Origin of the sequence: Flocculibacter collagenilyticus, assembly GCF_016469335.1 — a bacterium.
In the GTDB taxonomy this organism is placed as follows: Bacteria; Pseudomonadota; Gammaproteobacteria; order Enterobacterales; family Alteromonadaceae; genus Flocculibacter; species Flocculibacter collagenilyticus.
In genome coordinates, this window is sequence record NZ_CP059888.1 from 3791649 (window position 1) to 3809324 (window position 17676).

At 34.9% G+C, this 17676-nt stretch carries 12 protein-coding genes; 10 read left to right on the top strand and 2 right to left on the bottom strand.

The window, feature by feature from the left end; genetic code table 11:
* Positions 1-116 precede the first annotated feature (116 nt).
* The 9 genes from HUU81_RS16620 to HUU81_RS16660 all read left to right on the top strand — a co-directional run bounded on the left by HUU81_RS16620 (position 117) and on the right by HUU81_RS16660 (position 15514).
* On the top strand, positions 117-944 hold the full coding sequence (locus tag HUU81_RS16620) for a TnsA endonuclease C-terminal domain-containing protein (RefSeq protein ID WP_199610011.1): 828 nt from the start codon (positions 117-119) through the stop codon (positions 942-944).
* Positions 928-3012 (top strand): DDE-type integrase/transposase/recombinase, encoded by a 2085-nt coding sequence (locus HUU81_RS16625; RefSeq protein ID WP_199610012.1) that lies wholly within the window; start codon positions 928-930, stop codon positions 3010-3012. The genes HUU81_RS16620 and HUU81_RS16625 overlap by 17 nt, the downstream gene beginning before the upstream one ends.
* A gap of 2 nt (positions 3013-3014) precedes the next feature.
* Entirely contained in the window at positions 3015-4673 is a 1659-nt protein-coding gene (locus tag HUU81_RS16630; protein ID WP_199610013.1) for an AAA family ATPase, read from the top strand.
* Position 4674: 1 nt separating this feature from the next.
* The gene (locus tag HUU81_RS16635; RefSeq protein ID WP_199610014.1) at positions 4675-6186 is read left to right on the top strand and encodes a TnsD family Tn7-like transposition protein; all 1512 of its coding nucleotides are present in this window, start codon (positions 4675-4677) and stop codon (positions 6184-6186) included.
* On the top strand, positions 6186-7784 hold the full coding sequence (locus HUU81_RS16640; RefSeq protein ID WP_199610015.1) for a Tn7-like element transposition protein TnsE: 1599 nt from the start codon (positions 6186-6188) through the stop codon (positions 7782-7784). The genes HUU81_RS16635 and HUU81_RS16640 overlap by 1 nt, the downstream gene beginning before the upstream one ends.
* Positions 7785-7872: 88 nt before the next feature.
* Positions 7873-9219: a TRM11 family methyltransferase gene (locus HUU81_RS16645; protein ID WP_199610016.1), complete on the top strand. Its 1347-nt coding sequence runs from the start codon at positions 7873-7875 to the stop codon at positions 9217-9219.
* A 1-nt stretch (position 9220) separates the two neighbouring features.
* Positions 9221-11716, top strand: coding sequence for an ATP-binding protein (locus tag HUU81_RS16650; protein WP_199610017.1), 2496 nt, complete (start codon positions 9221-9223; stop codon positions 11714-11716).
* A complete protein-coding gene (locus HUU81_RS16655) occupies positions 11716-13422 on the top strand; it encodes a hypothetical protein (RefSeq protein ID WP_199610018.1) in 1707 nt (568 codons plus the stop codon). Before HUU81_RS16650 ends, HUU81_RS16655 begins: the two co-directional genes overlap by 1 nt.
* Before the next feature lie 61 nt (positions 13423-13483).
* Entirely contained in the window at positions 13484-15514 is a 2031-nt protein-coding gene (locus tag HUU81_RS16660; protein ID WP_199610019.1) for an ATP-binding protein, read from the top strand.
* 199 nt (positions 15515-15713) lie between these two features.
* Here the strand turns inward: HUU81_RS16660 and HUU81_RS16665 are convergent, their stop codons facing one another.
* Both HUU81_RS16665 and HUU81_RS16670 read right to left on the bottom strand, forming a co-directional pair.
* Complete coding sequence (locus HUU81_RS16665; RefSeq protein ID WP_199610020.1) at positions 15714-16016, bottom strand: hypothetical protein; 303 nt, start codon at positions 16014-16016, stop codon at positions 15714-15716.
* Positions 16017-16096: 80 nt separating this feature from the next.
* Entirely contained in the window at positions 16097-17005 is a 909-nt protein-coding gene (locus HUU81_RS16670) for a hypothetical protein (RefSeq protein WP_199610021.1), read from the bottom strand.
* A 298-nt stretch (positions 17006-17303) separates the two neighbouring features.
* Here HUU81_RS16670 and HUU81_RS16675 point away from each other — a divergent pair, with 298 nt between their 5' ends.
* Positions 17304-17663, top strand: a complete 360-nt coding sequence (locus HUU81_RS16675; RefSeq protein WP_199610022.1) for a hypothetical protein — start codon at positions 17304-17306, stop codon at positions 17661-17663.
* Positions 17664-17676: the final 13 nt, after the last annotated feature.

The window sequence follows — 17676 nt, forward strand, 5'->3', positions numbered from 1 at the left end:
TGGGAGAGTAATAAAGTTTAATACTAAGTATTAAAGTATCATACTGAGTAATAAAGTTGCATACTGAAACCGTCTTATCTATGCTTAATTTATGAGCATAAACAAGGCGGTTTTTTATGGCATCGAGAAAATTAGGAAACTCGGAGGCTAAAAACAATAAATGGATTAAAGAAGGTCGAGGCTCTGGTCAACATTCGGAGTATAAGCCTTGGATAACCGTTAGGGACTTACCTTCTGATGGTCGAGTTCATAGAGTATTTGGTCATAAATCACAACGCACTCATCATTTGCTTTCAGATATAGAGCTTGCTGTTTTTTTGTTACTCGAGTGGCATCAGGATATTGTGCAAATTCGCGAACAATTTCCTTTAGAAATAGAAACTACACGGCAAATAGCTTTAGAATCTGGTATTGACCACCCCAGTTTATCTGGTGTTATGCAATATATGTCTTCAGATTTTCTCGTTAACTCACAAGATCCTAATCAGCCTAAATTTGTACTCCAGGTAAAGCATTCAGAGGCATTGAGTGATGCTAGAACAATTGAAAAATTAGAGTTAGAACGAAGATATTGGCAGTTGAAAGAAGTACCTTGGTTTTTGATAACGGAGAGGGATATACCTGAAACAGTCATCAAAAATATTAAATGGTTGTACCCTGCCCAGCGTGACGAAATAGATATGGAGTTGTTAATTCAGCGCGTTGATTATTATGACCATCACTTTACTAAGAACCCCAATAAAAACATCATCGATATTTGTAAGAACTTAGATATAGCATATGAACTTCAAGTTGGTGAGTCATTAGGAGAAGTTAGGCACTTATTGGCTAAACGCTGTTTTACATTTGATATTTTTGTCCTAGCGTCAAAATTAAAGGCAAAGCAATTAAAAACAGGGACAGCCAAATTGTTGCAGGAGGCCTACCGTGTTTCAAATCAATGAGGTTGTTAAGTACAACGAAGTGCCTTTTAGAGTGTTAATGCTGATGCCCGATCACCTGATATGGATCGCATTAGATAGTACTTCCGCATTTCCACAGTTGGTAGATAAAAAGGAACTAGAAATTGCTATTGATGAAGAGGTATTAACTCGAATAGATGACCCCTATTCTGAACTTTCTTTTCAAACTCCTGAAGAAGGTACAATTGCAAAAACAAAACGAGATAACAATTATCAGTTGATAAAGCCTTTAGTGGAATCATCAGAGTTTTACCTTGCTAAGTCGCGCTCAGCGATTATTAATCAAATTATCGAGAAGCATGGTTCAACCAAACAAACGCTTTATCGTTTAGCTCGGCGTTATTGGCAACGAGGGCAAACTCAAAATGCGTTGCTTCCTGATTACAAAAACTCAGGAGCAAAAGGCAAAAAGCGCCTTGCAACTAATAAGAAACTAGGCCGACCAAGGAAGTATATGCCAGGTACCGGTGCAATCATTGACTCATTTATTGAGAGGCTATTTCGAATTGCAATTGATAAGTACTTGTTAACTGATAAAGGTTACTCATTTCCCTACGCTCACCGAAGATTTAAATCTTTGTATGAAAACCACTTTCCGAATACTCAAGAAGAAGAAATTCCGACCAATTGGCAAATGATGCACTTTTATAAAAGGGAATATCAACAGGTAGATAAAATACAAAGGCGAGTTTCGCGCATCGAATATAATAAGGATGTTAGGCCGTTAATTAGTACTGCAAACACTCAAGTACTTGGACCAGGATCTCGATATGAAATAGACGCGACAATTGCTGATATTTATTTAGTGTCAGATAGTGATAAGGCTAATATAGTTGGTCGCCCTGTCATCTACATGGTTATTGACGTGTTTAGTCGAATGGTTGCTGGTTTTTATGTTGGATTTGAAAATGCATCATACATTGCCGCAATACAGTCGTTAGCAATGGCTATGACAGATAAAGTTGAGTTTTGCAGGAAATACGGTTTTGAGATAACAAGCGAAGATTGGCCGGCTGTTGGATTGCCTGATGCCATTTTAGCGGACAGAGGGGAAATACTCGGATATCAAATAGAAAGCTTAGAAAGTAACTTTTCCATACGTATTGAAAATACACCACCTTATCGAGGTGATGCCAAAGGTATTGTAGAGCGAAACTTTAAAACTATTCAAGCCGACTTTACTCCATTTGCACCAGGTGTGGTCACTGGCACGAAGGTCAAAAAACGAGGTGGAAAAGATTATCGATTGGATGCGAAACTAACAGTTCGGGCATTTAAAGAAATTATTTTGTCTTCTGTGTTGTACCATAATCAATTCGCGACCCTCGAAAAATACGATCGCGATGCTGATATGCCAAGTGATCTGCCTTTAGTGCCGAAAGAGCTATGGCAGTGGGGGTTACAACATAGGACTGGTAGATTAAGAACTGCATCGTATGATGCGTTGAGAGTATCCTTATTACCAAGAGTTAAAGCGACACTTTCAGATTTGGGCGTTTGTATTTATGGCGTTTATTACACCTCCGTTGAGGTTGTTCAACAAGGCTGGCTACATCGTTCTTCGGAAGCTAAAAGACCTGAAAAGCTAGATGCAGCGTATGACCCTGCTTCAGCAGATCATATTTATATATTTCCAGAAAAAAACTCCACTAAATATTGGATCTTTAAATTAACACCTCGCTCAAGAGAGTTTGAAGGTGCGTCTTTTTGGGATGTTTGGCAAATTCAAGAAGAACAAAAACAAACCATGGCCAAAAGCAAGTTGTTAGCAGAGCAGAAGAAGCGAGAACATGAAGAGTTTGTAGCAAATAAAATTAAGCAAGCAGTGAAAATTGCTTCAGGTCTTAAACCATTATCTAATGCTGAAAAAATATCATCTATCAATGAAAATAAGCGAAAGATTAAAGCCATAGAAAGGCAAAGTAATGCATATAGGCCAGAAGAAAATGTTAATGAAAAACAAGCTGATATCATTCACCTAACAGAGCAAGTAGATGAAGATTACAGTTATCCTGATCATATTGATGAATTATTTAGTGAGGATGACTAGTTATGACGTTACCAAGTAATTTTGTCTCCGCAATATACAAGGACCCTGGTATTGAACGGTATCGTGGTAATCCATTTATTGAAGCATTAACACCAATAATGTCTGTACAGCAAATTAAAACAAGGCTGACAGGGGAAATTAAATATAACCCTCAGGACGTGTTTAGTAATGCCCGGGAACGCGCTCATGAAGTAGCAGCACTTCTTGATGACTTCTTTCAGCCGATAGCCAACCATTTACAGCTTGAAGAAAAAATATCTATCATGATCCGTGGAGGGTATGTTGGGAGAAACTTAGCTGATGGCTCGCTTAATACTCACATGCAAAACGGATACGAAAGAATTATGTCTGGTGAATTGGATAACTTCCGCTTTGCTCAAACTAATTCAACAGCCAAAAGTTTATCTTTAATCGGTTGTTCAGGCAGCGGAAAAAGTACAACTATAAATCGAATTTTAGCGACGTACCCTCAAGTTATATACCATGAGCAACATAACTTTATTCAGCTATCTTATTTAAAAATCGAATGTCCTCACGATGGTTCTTTAAAAAGCTTGTGTCTAAATTTCTTTCGTGAACTAGACAGGGTACTTCATACAAATTATGAAGATAAATATGCTAAAAAACGCCATAGCACTGAGGTTTTACTGGCATTAATGAGTCAGGCTGCTACTCAAAAAGCAATAGGCATATTAGTCATTGACGAAATTCAGCGTTTAAGTCAAAGACGCTCTGGTGGTAAGGAAAAAATGCTGGAGTTTTTTGTTGCATTGGTTAATGTTATTGGTGTTCCAGTAGTTATGGTTGGTACACCAAAAGCTAGACCTATTTTTGAATTGGAGTTGCAGTCAGGCCGACGAAGTGCTGGATTTGGTTCACTGTTTTGGCAACCAATGAGAGCTGAAAAACCGAGTAAAGATCGCAAAACAGGGGAATTACGTAAAACAGAGTGGATAGCATTTAGTGATAAATTATGGCGCTATCAGTGGTTACTAAAAAGAGATGAAACGCTTTCTGAAGATATCCGTGAATGCTGGTATGACTTATCACAAGGGGTACTAGATATTGTTGTCAAATTATTCGTTTTAGCGCAGCTTAGGGCAATAGCTACAGGTGTTGAGCGTATAACGGTAAATTTACTAAAACAGGTTTATCAAGATGAGCTTAAGCCTGTACATCCTATGCTGGCAGCATTACGTTCAGGCGACGTTGAATTAATTGCTAAATATTCAGATTTACAGCTAGTTGATATTGATAAAAAGGTACTAGATTTACGGCAAAAAATAGATGAATTAAAAGCTAAGCAAGATAAAGAGCAACCATTTCAAAACAATGAGCAAGCGATGCGACTTTTTAACTTGCTATTGGCAATGGACTGTGACTCTCAAATTTTACCACCGCTGATTGAACGGGCTTTCAAAGATTACCCTAATTTAACTGTGCGGGAGCTAATGCCTATAGTATTAGATTGGTATGAAAAACCAGTTAAGTCTAAAACAAATAAAAAGCAGAAGAATGTTCAACAAACAAACTGGCATACATTAGACTCAGATGACATGCGTTTTAAATTCTCTCAGGCTAAAAAAGGAGATTTATATAAAAACTTAAGCTATAGGGATGAATTATTTGACTTACCTGGTTGGATAAAACAAATCGGTTAACATGTTTGACTTTCCTTTACCTTATCGTGATGAGCTGATTTACAGTGTTATCGCAAGGTATGGGGTTCATCAAGGGATTGTTTCTCCTAAAGAGATATTGGATGATGTTTATAATGACCGAAAGGTAGTTGCTACTGTTGATTTGCCTAGTCATATTAATAAAATTTCTAGTTTGTTTCCGCAGAGAAAAACAACTTCTCCTGTGGAACTAATCTATTCACATACCCTTTTCCCACTATATGCTCCATTTGTTGATGAAAAACGCAGGAAGAAATGCCTTAGTTTTATGAAGAAACAAGCAAAAGGAAGTACACACTTAGCTCTAGGTGTTGCTGCTTCTCGCGTAAAACAGCCTAGATGGTTGAGATATTGCCCCGCTTGTCTTTTGGAACAAAGAAACAAATTTGGTGAATATTATTGGTTACGCAATTGGCAGGTTTCAGGTGTCGATAGTTGTTTGTTACATGGAGCTTTAATTGATTCCAGTGTACCGAGGCATCCAGTTCATAAGCATGAATATACACCTGCGACTCATCACTCTTGTCGAACGGATGATATCCAGCCACCAAGTTGTATTCAATCTGATTTAATAACTCAGAGTGTAGATGAGCTATTACAGCTTAAACCTTTTGATTCACCAAGTTCAGAGCAGTGGACAAATTACTATAGGGCAACACTAGTTGAACGTGGATTAAATCGCGGAAAGCATATTGATTACAGCAGGTTAAAAGAAAAAGTAGTTTTGTGCTTTGGAAGCAAGTGGCTTAAAAAATATGGCTTATACCCTGAAGAAAGTGAAACATGTTGGCTAAAAACAATATTTCGCAAACACAGAAAAGCATTTAGTTACTTAGAACATCTAGTTGTCTGGCATAGCTTGTTTGAAGACGAATGGCGGGTTGCAGATATCTTTAAGCGGATATGTTTGCAACCCAAAGAACGTAAGGTATTAGCGATACCACAGCTTGATGCATCAGAAAAAGATAAGAGTAAATTTAGGGATCTATGGTTATCGGTAGTCGCCAAAAACGGAGTAAATAATGCTCGCAAGCATAAATTTGGTCACGTATATGCGTGGTTATATCGTCATGATAAGGTGTGGCTGTTACGAGTGAATAAACAGAATAAAGCACCTAACATAATTAAAAACCCGAGGATTGATTGGAGTAAGAGAGATAGACATTTAGTAAAATTACTATGCCATATAAAAAATGATTCAGAACTTAAGCTAGATGATCCACGTCACTCTATGAACTGGTATTTTTCAAAACTTTATCATGGATCAACGATTGGTAAACATTTAAATGATCTACCACTTTGTAAATTGTTTTTCTTGAGGTTTTGTGAAAATATTGCTGAATATCAAATAAGAAGAATAACGTGTGCTGTTATTAAACAAAGCCTTACTAATAGCATGTTACGACGATGGAATATACTAAGGATGTCGGGGTTAAGCGAGCATAGGTTGACGCCTCTTGCTGATGCTTTTCTACTGAACATTATACGGATTTAATGGATAAATTTAGAATAGATGGATTTAGCGATGATTCAGTCATCAATGGTATAGGCTCTTTGTTTCGAAGAAATGACGGCTCTCTATGGCGTATCAATATATCTACTTCTCCTGTAAAAAGTGAACGCTCATATCTTACCTTGTCTCAATCCCCCATTATTGTGCGGCAAAGAGTCCTAAATTCAAAAACTGAGGTTAGTAAAAAAGGATACCATAAATCTTTTCCTATCAAAGATACTCGTGAATGGCAGGTTGCTAAGGTAAAAGACTGCCCAGTTATTAAACATCATCGTAAAGCGGATGGTGAACAGTATTGTTTTGTATTTCAGATAGGTGATGGTACGACTGTTTACTTGCCTCAATTTGAATTAGCTAGAGCGCTCTTTTTTCATGATGGCTACTTATCACGCACGGCTATGACACCAGATGTATTACAAGCTGAATTTGATGTCATGGTGAATAAAGACACAGGGATAGCAACAATTGATGTAATGCCGAGCTGTACGTATAAAATCGACTATTATAACGAACCAAGCTGTAGGAGGCTGCTTAGCTGGATATTAGTCGATGAAAACGCGCGTCGCTCGTATGAGAGTATTGGTCGTTATCAACTAATTGAAGGTAAAGAACTTGGTAAATACAGAGTGTGGGATTTTAAGTTTGATCCACCGCTGCTGGCAAATACCCGCTTTTCAGTAAAAGGCTGGTTTGATCCTGATTTAAACGCGATGTTTGTGCATGAAATAGAAGGACTTGCAGATATACCTAATGATTTACCTGAAAAAATATTATTTTCACATCCTAATTTTACTAAAGATGTTATTGGTAAAGGTAATGGTGGTTATGCTGCGGGAACTGTGCGTCCAGCCGAACATAATGTTGATGATGAAGCGAGCGCTAACATCGACAACAAAACAGTAATAATAAAACCGCCTAGCATCACTTTGTCATTTAATAAGGCTGTTGAAACGATAAAAATTGCTCAAAAGAATAGAATTAGTAGTAATGGTAAAAAAGATGATGAAGTACCTGATAAAGCTTCAAAAGATGTCAGTACTGATGAAGCTACTACTATAGGTGAACTGCCAAATGCTGATTGGGATAATATTGATGATCAGACCGATGATAGTCATTTGTATATCAATAAGTTTGAAAGTTACTTCAAAATGCTTGAGTTACTTAAAGTTGAATACGGATGCGAAGTCATTAGTTATTCATTACGAAAATTGCCTAAATTACCTAGATGTACTAAGCATTTGTTAGTAACAGATGGTAACCCGAGATGCTTGTCTGTCTCATATATAAAAACAGATAACAGCTCATATTATTTATTGGAAGTTGACACTTCGGATACTAACAAACCATTATCAACCAAGGTTATAGAAGCATTTAAAGTGGTTAAATTTGAAAGCTTTATCGAAAATGTTGAAAGGAGCTTACTTAAAGGCTCATTGTCTTGGCCAAAAGAGTATTTTGATAATTTTGTAGGGAAAAGTAATCACTTCGGTATATCTCATCAACAGTCTGGTAAGAATGGAAGCTTAACGCATGAAGATATTAATAACTGGAGCAAACGATTTTATCAAAAATTGTGTTAAGAGTAATTGTAATCAATCCTGGATAGTTTAATTTCAAACTGATATTATTGTGTGTATAAATTGATCTAATAAAATTAATGAGTTACCTATGAATCAAGCACTCGTTCGAAGAGAAGATTTAAATGTAGACAATACATTGATTCAAAATATAGCTGCTTATTCTTTGCAGGATGCATCTTATTGGTCTTTTAAAGGGCGTTCTAAAAGAAACCATTGCCATGGACTGATTCAATATCCTGCAATGATGGTTCCTGAAATGCAGGGAGAATTAATTGATGCAATTCAAAGTGTTGACCCCAATATAACCACTGTGTTTGATCCTTTTGTGGGATCAGGAACCACAATGGGCGAATCTATGATGCGTGGTCTTGATTTTGTGGGGCACGATATCAATCCATTAGCCATACTTGCTTGTGAGGTCAAAAGTGGCCCGCTTTATGTTAAAAAACTCAACGATAAAATAAGTGATTTACTTAGTGCTATTGAGTTAAGTAATAGCAATGAGGTAGCTGTAAACTTTAAAGGTATTGATAAATGGTTCTTAAAAGAAATTCAATTAGAGTTAAGTTCTATTTACTTAGCAATTAAAGCAGAACCATCAAAGTGGGCACGTAAAATATTTTGGTTAGCATTGAGTAATACTGTTAGGTCTACATGTAACTCTAGAAGTTCAACGTATAAACTACATATAAAGTCTGAAGAACAAATTGAAAAAATTGGTTCTGCAAAAGTTATTTTTAAAAAGAACTTGTTGAAGAGTTTTGAAAATATTAAAGCACATAAAGAAATGCTTACTAAAAATGGGCATTTGAAACGCTCAAAAAGCGTTAGCAAAGTATCGATTAAAAATGTTGACGCAAAATTGCGTAAAAAATCTAAACAAAAATTTGATTTATTGATTAGCTCTCCGCCATATGGAGATAACTCTACAACTGTAACGTATGGTCAATTTTCATACCTTCCTCTCCAATGGATTGATTTATCCGATATTAATGAAAAAATAGATCCATCAATACTTAGTTATCAAAATGCCATTGATAGTTCTAGCCTTGGTGGTTCATTGAAAGAGTCAGAAGATAAACGCTTAAAATTGATAAATCGCTCATCTTCGCTGGACATATGCATTGAAAAAATATTAAAAGTTAATCCAGAGAATATTAAAAAATTAGTCAGTTTTGTTTATGACCTAGATTTATCGTTGAAAAATGCGATTGATGAATTGAGAGATAATGCCTATATGATTTGGACTTTGGGAAATCGTAGGATTTCTGATATTGAAGTTCCATTAGATAAAATTATGCGTGAGCTCTTAGAATCAAGGGGATGCACTTATGTTTATGAAATTGAAAGGACTATACCTAGTAAACGTATGGCTTCAAGGAATCAAATAGCATCAACTATGGGCAAAGAATCAGTCCTAATTATGCGGAGATAAAATGGACAAGGAAAAATTGAAGTTAAAAATTGATGCCCATGTAATCCAGCAGCTAGGTGCAGAGCTTATTAGTGGTCCAGAAATAGCTCTTTTGGAGTTAATTAAAAACTCTCATGATGCTGACGCAAGCTTTTGTTATATAGATGTAGATACTAATTATACTGAAACGATTGATCATATTGATATTGTTGACGGCGAAGAAATTAAGACTCCTATTACATACAAAGGCAAAATATCTATCCGAGATAACGGTCATGGAATGGATAGAAGCAGAATAAATAGATCTTGGTTAACAGTTAGTTACTCAGAAAAAAAAGAGGCAAAAAAAAACAATAAAGTTACTGAAAAATTTAAAAGGTCTTTAACTGGAGATAAAGGGTTAGGTAGGCTGGGCTCAATGCAGCTAGGCACTATTTGTAGAATATCTACGCAATCGAAGCCTGAAAATGAGGGAATATGTGTTTCATTTTCATGGGATGATTTCATACATGGAAAAACTTTGGACTCTGTGCATGTCTCAGAACAAGCTGTCCCAGCCAAAAAAGAAACGGGTACAATAATAGAAGCCATTGGTATTAAAAATTTAGCTTTTTGGGAAGGAGCAGGAAGCATTGAGTTTCCAACCAAAATAGCTTCAATGGTTTCACCTCACGGACAAATCAGTAAATTCAAAACTTTTTATGTTCACAATGGACTATCTATCGAATTAGAAACGTTTTCTGAACATTTACTGGAACAGGCTTCTAGTATCTTTGATTTTAATCTAGATGGTGATTTTATTTCTGTAACAGGAATGATTGAACTACTACCTTTTAAGCCAAATACCAATAACCGAAAAGCAGTTTATGAAGAATATATAAACTCAGATAATGGTGTGCAATTTTTTCATTATCTCAAAGAACAGGCAACATTAAACGACTTTAAAATGGAGTTGCTTGAGGGCAAGTATTTTCTTAAATTCGAGCATATGATTGAACTCGGTGATGTCGACTTAAAACTCAGCCAATTTGCTCATCCTGGTGGCTTTGAAAGTAGAATATATAACTTTCTGTTAAGCAAAGAAGCATTGGACATTGAAGATTTAAGCTTCACAAAAATTAAAGAATCAATTAAAACCATAGCTGGTGATATTTCACCTTATAGAGATGGGTTTCGTATTGGCTCTAACAATAAAGATTGGCTTGGTCTCTCAAATGAGATGACTTCAGGTGCAGGTGCTTATTCGTTAAGGCCTAGCAATGTAACGGGTTACATAAACTTGTCGTCGAATAAAAACAAAGCCCTCATAGAAAAATCAGATCGAGAAAGCTTCGTCGATAATATTGAATATCGTAGCTTTTATGCTATCTGCCAATATGCATTAAGTACTATTAATAAATTTTTGAATACTTCTAGACGAAGATCTCTTGATTACCTTGATGATAAAATACTTAAAGATGCTGGTAAACCTAAGGGCTACTCCGCGAGATTGGCTACAGTTGAACTTGATAATCTGGTTAAAAAAAGCGTTACACTACAACCTAAAGTTACAAAGCAAGTAGATAAGATAAAAACCACATTTCTTAACAATAAAAAACAAATTGATGACTCTATAGCAAAGAATCAGCAGGATATGTACAAGGATCCTGTTTTAGAAAAAGAATTATTGTCTATTAAAAAAATGCTTAATTTTCTAGAAGAGGAAACAAACTCTAATCTAGCTAATTATAAAAGTTTTAATGATGAGCTTGCGTCACATGTCCACTCAACTAAAAAGGTTTTGGATGAAATCAAAAGCTATGAGAATCAAATAAAAAACTTTTATGATCACGTTGCTATTGGTCTATCTGCTCAAACTCTTGCTCACGAAGCCAATGAACAAACGAGAAATATTCGTTTTCATCTTGATTCCGCTAAAAAGAGAATTAATGAATTAGGTATAAAAGATAGTAAATTAACAAAAGAACTGAATGGCATTAGAGGGGACTCTCAAACCCTTTCAAAATCAATATCATCACTAAACCCTCTAGTTAAGGCGCAGCGAGAAGTTATTGAAAAACTTAATATTTCTGATTTTATCGAAGATTATGTCAATTTGCGTACTAGTTACTTTGAAAGGAAATTGATTTCAATAAAGATTAGTGACAAAGGTGACTCTAAGCTCATCCAATTCAATCGAGGTAAGCTATTTCAAATAATTGATAATATAGTTAGAAACTCAGAACATTGGCTAGCTATATACCAGATACATAATCCTGAGCATAAGTGTATATTAACCATTGATATTGATAGAAATAAGGTAACTATTTGGGATAATGCCAAAGGGATTAGACCTCCATTAGAAGATGTATTATTTGATATGTTTGCATCTGATAAAGAGTTTGGCCAAGGCCTAGGTTTATATATAACTAAAACACTTTTAAGTGAAAAAAACTGTTCTATTTCTCTTCTTCAAGAGAGAAATACATATGGTAGAAGATTTAAATTTGAAATAGACCTGATTGAGGCGATTGTATAATGGATTTACAAACTGATTTTAAAAAGAGTGTGTTTGATGCCATAGGATTAAATCAAATTATCTGGATTGATGATAGGTTTGCAGAGGGGGCAAGTAAACTCGTAGACGAATACTTACTTGAAATATCAGTGTTGCATGAAAATGAGAATACTGAAGAGATTGCTTCTTTACCTATTTTTGATGGAATAAATTGGGAATTACCTTTTGAAGTTATAAAAGAAGATATTCCAACAGATGATGTTTCGATTTCAGCCTTTTATAGTCAATTAAATAAAAGAATACCTGATTTGTCCCATAAACAATTCGATGAACTCATAACTTTGCTTAATGAAGCATCTCAATCGATACTACATTTGTCTCATACTAAGTGGCTAGAAAAAAAAGAAAATATTATTGAGACTACTGGTACTAAACTCTTTCTTATTGATTTGAACTTTGAAAAGGAAGGGTTACCTGCCGACCACGGCGAAAGTATCATTTGTGAGTTAGTGAACCTTGACACTGAGGATTGTTATTTTGTTCTCTTTACGAGTGAAACAAATGTTGGGATTGAAGAAGAGGCTGCCCGAAAGAGTATTATCGATAAATTGGACCCTAATACGGACCATCACCATTTCTCGGTTTTATCTAAAAACATTCTTGATGAAGGTGACGGGAAAGTGTCATTGGACTTTAAATCTGCTGAATTCTTAAAGAGAATTTTTTTAAGAAAGCTAAGTAGTGAAATGGTCGATACTGTTAAAACTACAATATCTACTTCATTGGATGAGTTAAAAGATATCCTTAGCCAAAACTCTATCTATGAAGTAGATACAGCCATTTTTAGTAAGTCTTTAGGAGAAGGTTTATCAGAGTTCGATTTATTACACAGACTTTTTGCAATCAAGCAAAAAGAAGTGATGCATAAAAATTTAACGGATAACCCTAGTTTAATTGATAAATTAAAAAGTTTTCGCTCTGTGCAAGGTGCCATTTCAAATAAACACGAAGATGCATACATCAAAAAGTCAATGATGAATTCCCCTCACTTCATCTCGTTAAGACACAATGAAATGTTTGATTTTTCAATAAATATAATACATAGCCCATTATCTTGCGGAGATGTTTTTAGCTTTAGGGAAGGAGAGGATGAAAAGCAATATATATTGATTGACCAGCTTTGTGATTTAAACGTTCGTGGAAGCACAGGGGATAGAAATGCGAAAGAAGTATTATTGATTCCTTTTGTAGTGAAAAAAAGAAGTCCTGCTGAATTTAGAGATGACCAAAACTTGGATAAGTACTACATGATGCAGAAGGCATCTGATTCAACAAAGAAAGAATATTACAGATTTGATTTCAGCGGTGCTATCAGTGTTAACTCACATCTGCTTGATCTTGCTGTTTTTAATACTAAAGGAGAATTGAGTTTTACTGTAGGTCAGAATGATAATGAGCTGTTATTTCTTCCTGGGTGGATTAAACGTTTTTCTGTGTTTAAAGAGAGTGTTGTTAACGGTGATAAATTAAAAGAAAAACTGCCAGTTAAATATAGCGTATTTACCATGTTTGAGGATAATAAATTTCCTGTAACTGTAACAGATAAATCTATTTCAATGAGCGGTAAAAGAGTTAAACAATTACGTACTCCATTTATAGAGGAATTAATGTCTAGCTATTTTGTTGATTATAAAGCTAGAACTGCATTTGATATGGATTTTTCCTAATCAAAGTGGTTATAAATTAATTTATAGTTAGCTTAATTATTAATAAAAAAAGGAGTTTGTGGTGAATCCTGTAGGTTTGAAATTTGATGGAAAAGTTATAGATGAGCTATCCAGCACAATACCTTCTAACATATTTGCATTAAACGAATTAACAAAGAATGCGTATGATGCTTTCTCTGACACTGTTCAAATAAATATTGATACTGTTAATTCTCAATTAATTATTAAAGATGATGGATTAGGCATGGGGGAGAGTGAGGTTAAGAAGCTTTTCCACATAGCAAGTAGTACTAAAAGATACGGCAGTAAAAAAACTCATGATGGTAAGACTAGGTATGTCCAAGGATCGAAAGGCTTGGGATTTTTGTCTGTATTCAAGTTTGGTCATAGAGTTACTTGGGAGTCATTTCATGGTGGAAATAAAATCGAGTTTACAGTTGATAAGAATAAGTTGATATCAAAAAATAACGCTAGCAGGTTTAAAGTAACACCAACTTTAATAAAGGAGGAAGGTAAAGGTACTAAAATCACTGTGGCACTTGAGGATGAAGCCTTAGATAACTTAAATAATTATTTCATAGAAGAAAAAAACACCAGTAAAGCTGTTAACGCATTTTTTGATCCTTCATTTAAGATAAAACTAGAAACTTTGAATGGCGAGTCTGAAACTAGAGATTTTAACGACTTTTTGGACGAAGCTATTGATAAGCAATTTTGTAAAGTGAGCTACTCTTCAGTTGATTCTAGACTGAAATTTTATAGAGAAGGGAAGTTAGTAAAAGAAACAACATTTAAGATTTCTTCAGGCTTATACCGTGCGGAATTAGATTTGTTAATTTACCACTTGGAAGGTGGGAGAGGCAAAAATATTTCAAAGCTATTCTATAGGGAACCTGATGAGCTGCTATCTCCATTATTATTTATAAACAACAATCTATTTAATAACTATGTAATTTTCGATTCAAATATAAATCGTTCGGCAAAATCTGGTAAATCAATGCCTCAGATGACTGGTTATGTTCGCGTTTATAGCTCTCATAAAGAAATTGAGTTTAACTCGGATAGAACTAACTTTGTAGAAAGTAACTTAACTAACAAGATACTAACCGACATAGCCGCTCTTAACAAAAAAATTCAAAGCATTGCATCTGAACTAAAAGATCAAGATAAGGAAAATTTTGGTCGTGTAATAACTGGCAGAGCCTCACCAGTTTCAGGATTTGAACAAAGTTTAGAGCAAGGTGTGCCTCAAGTAGCAAAGATTAACTTGAAAAATAGCCTTCCTAAACGGTTCCAAATACCTTCATCACAACTGGATTTATTAGCGTTTATTTCTACTGTAACTGATAGTTCGGGTAGGTTGGTTTCCAATAGTGAAATAAAAATAGAAATTGATGGAGAAGAAGCTTCTTCAATTATTCCTAGCACTAATGAAGAGTGCATAAAAAAAGTTGATTACAAGTATTATGATAATCAGACTGGAGAAGTTATTGAAAGACTAAATCTGAACTTTTTCACCCCTAGGGGATTAGTCTCTGGTGCTGAAAAATCAAAGAAACAGCTTTTCACTTTAGCCTCAAATAAAAGTTATAATGTAAGGATTCCTGTTGTTGCACAGTTGATCAATCAATCTTCAGAGTTGTATAAGTCTAAAGTTGATTATTCTGAAATCATTGCTTGCGGACTAAGAACAATTTTTGAATTGTCTATTGATGAAGTAAAATCTAAATATCCAAAAATATTTGAACATAATAAAGCCAATAGTACAAAATATAAGAAATCGAGTAGCTTAACTTGGGATACGGTGCAGGTCATTCATTTTATTACATCACATAATGATTTAATGCGCATAATTTCTGAAAGTATTGGGTTAGGCTTTCATTCGTTAAAAAACCTTATAGATTTTGAAGGTTATGTGGTTTCTACGAACAAAGCGCAGTTGGGAGCCCATAAATCAATAAAGTGCCTTAGCCCTGATGATTTGAAAAGCTTAGCTCAAAGAGCAGGACATTTCGCTATTTTTTGTGATGTTCTAATATATAAAATCCCTGAATCAAAAATAACTTCTTTTAATCATGTGCAGATAACATAGTATGGCACTTCAATTGAATTAGCTCAGACAATATCTGACATTTCGAGTTGATAAATTGAGAGTTACCCGTTTTGATAAATGTGTCGAATCTTTTAATCAAAACAACCAAAAGGTGGTAACTCTCATTTTACATACTAACAACCCAATCATAAAATGATGTTGGCAAGAGCTAAAGAAAGGCACTCGCTACGCTCATACATCATAGCCAATGTCTAGGTATATCTAATTCAAATGTATTGGCGGCGAATTTAAGCATAGTAATAATTTCTTTATGCTTAACAATGTCGTAATCCACATTGGCTTTGCGTAGTTCAATTAGTTCTTTTAGTAATGGAAGGTCGAACATTTTTAGTTTATACAAATTATTCCAACTAGGCTGGCCGAATAAGTTGAAAATTAGTTCAGTTCCATCACGTTCGCTAGCCAATCGCTTCTTGCCAGAGATCAGGCTTTCGGCGTTTTCAGCTTCATCTCGATCTTCATACGTGTTTAGTAGTACCATTAAGTTAGCCTTAGTGATTAAGTAATACATATTAATCAAATTTGAAGCCGATTACTCTATAGGATAATCGGCTTTATTGGTTAAAGGTGAGAAATATTCATCGGTCGGTTTAAAGCAATATTTCCCCAGTTTTCAAAGTATGGGCTTGTAGAGTTTTTAGCTATAGCAGTATGTCTTAAAGCCCATTCTTGCAGGTGATAATAAAGTTGTGATGAAGTTATGTTGTTGAAAGGGATGTTTTCAGGTGTTTCTGTAGTTTGCCCTTCAAGCTTAATGCATAAATGTTTTGCAAGAAGCTCTATTTCATTTCTTTCTAGTGCTAGCAATGGTATTCTGGCTTCGCTTTGAGAATATTTGCAAATATGATAAGCGTTTATATCCACTTTTCTGTTTCCAAACTCTGTTGGATATCCAATAGTTAGCATATCGCCATAAGACACACATCCAATAACAAAATCCTTTTCACTATATTTGCATTTATCAGGCATTGTATAGCCAACAATGTTTAAATCACGATTTGAACTATGTCTGGAACCTCTACCAACAAATAGAGCGATAATAATTTTCCCAATTATCACTCTATGGAATTCATTATTTGTTACAGGAATTTTGCAGGCTGTAGCTATTTCATTAGGATTGGGTAATTGATAATTACTGGCTACCTCGCAATATGCATCCCAAAGATCCACACCTGTTTCTTTTCTTAGTTTCTTCCCTTCTTTCACTATTTTGTAAAGGGTATTAGAGTTATAAGAAGTAAATACAGAAGTACTATTTATTGACTTGGTACTATTTTGTTTGAGATCTGCTTTTAGGGTATTGATATTATAATTTGCGTCTTTGCCTGGTAGTGATTCTGCTATCATTGCTGATAGAAAGGTTTGTTTTCGGCGGTATTGGCCGTTTGACCCTTTAATTAACTTGTCATTTAAGTTTTTAGTAAATAGTTTGAATGCATCATTAGATGCAGGAAAAATAGAATTATTCATTTAAATATCTCTTTAAAATTGATTTATGGTTTTGACGGCTTTGGTTTTCATCGCAACACATGCAAAAAGAAATATTTTGGTGATGATACGAAGTATATATAAATTTACCGACATCCAATCGTTTGGATCCAAAGCATTACGCAGGCTTTATATGCCTATCTCTTTAACGACCTATTGCAATATTGAATAGGCGGTTGTTGACGAGACAGCTACATAGTAATTAATGGTTGAGTAATGTTCAAGCTTTGGGTTTTGTCTTATTATAGATAGTAAGCTTAACTCTTTATTTGGAATACAGATGAAATCAGATGCTTTGTTTAGCCAATTAAAAAGTAAATTTATCGTAACAAATGCCGATATGGGAAACCTACCTCATCGAACGCGATTAGAGGAAAATAAACAGACTGGCGAGTCAATTCTATCTATGCCAAAGAAAGTTTATGGTGATTATGCTGAGGTTGGCGATGTTATTTCATTTAATAAAGCTTCTAAGTGTCGAATCAAGCTGATTAATTTAAGCTGCAAAGTTAAAAAGTGGGCATCCTTTGTACGAGAATATAACTCAATTTGTAGACAAATGAAGTCATCCAAGCATCCTTTAAATAGAGTAATAGTTGAATTCCAGGGGATGCATTATTTGGTAAAAGCACATCCTTGATTAAGGAAGCAAT

What these genes read in the sequence shown, in the direction of transcription:
- HUU81_RS16675 (WP_199610022.1), top strand. Translation starts at nt 17,304, where the DNA reads ATGAAATCAGATGCTTTGTTTAGCCAATTAAAAAGTAAATTTATCGTA.
- HUU81_RS16645 (WP_199610016.1), top strand. Translation starts at nt 7,873, where the DNA reads ATGAATCAAGCACTCGTTCGAAGAGAAGATTTAAATGTAGACAATACA.
- HUU81_RS16655 (WP_199610018.1), top strand. Translation starts at nt 11,716, where the DNA reads ATGGATTTACAAACTGATTTTAAAAAGAGTGTGTTTGATGCCATAGGA.
- HUU81_RS16665 (WP_199610020.1), bottom strand. Translation starts at nt 16,016, where the DNA reads ATGGTACTACTAAACACGTATGAAGATCGAGATGAAGCTGAAAACGCC.
- HUU81_RS16630 (WP_199610013.1), top strand. Translation starts at nt 3,015, where the DNA reads ATGACGTTACCAAGTAATTTTGTCTCCGCAATATACAAGGACCCTGGT.
- HUU81_RS16650 (WP_199610017.1), top strand. Translation starts at nt 9,221, where the DNA reads ATGGACAAGGAAAAATTGAAGTTAAAAATTGATGCCCATGTAATCCAG.
- HUU81_RS16635 (WP_199610014.1), top strand. Translation starts at nt 4,675, where the DNA reads ATGTTTGACTTTCCTTTACCTTATCGTGATGAGCTGATTTACAGTGTT.
- HUU81_RS16640 (WP_199610015.1), top strand. Translation starts at nt 6,186, where the DNA reads ATGGATAAATTTAGAATAGATGGATTTAGCGATGATTCAGTCATCAAT.
- HUU81_RS16620 (WP_199610011.1), top strand. Translation starts at nt 117, where the DNA reads ATGGCATCGAGAAAATTAGGAAACTCGGAGGCTAAAAACAATAAATGG.
- HUU81_RS16670 (WP_199610021.1), bottom strand. Translation starts at nt 17,005, where the DNA reads ATGAATAATTCTATTTTTCCTGCATCTAATGATGCATTCAAACTATTT.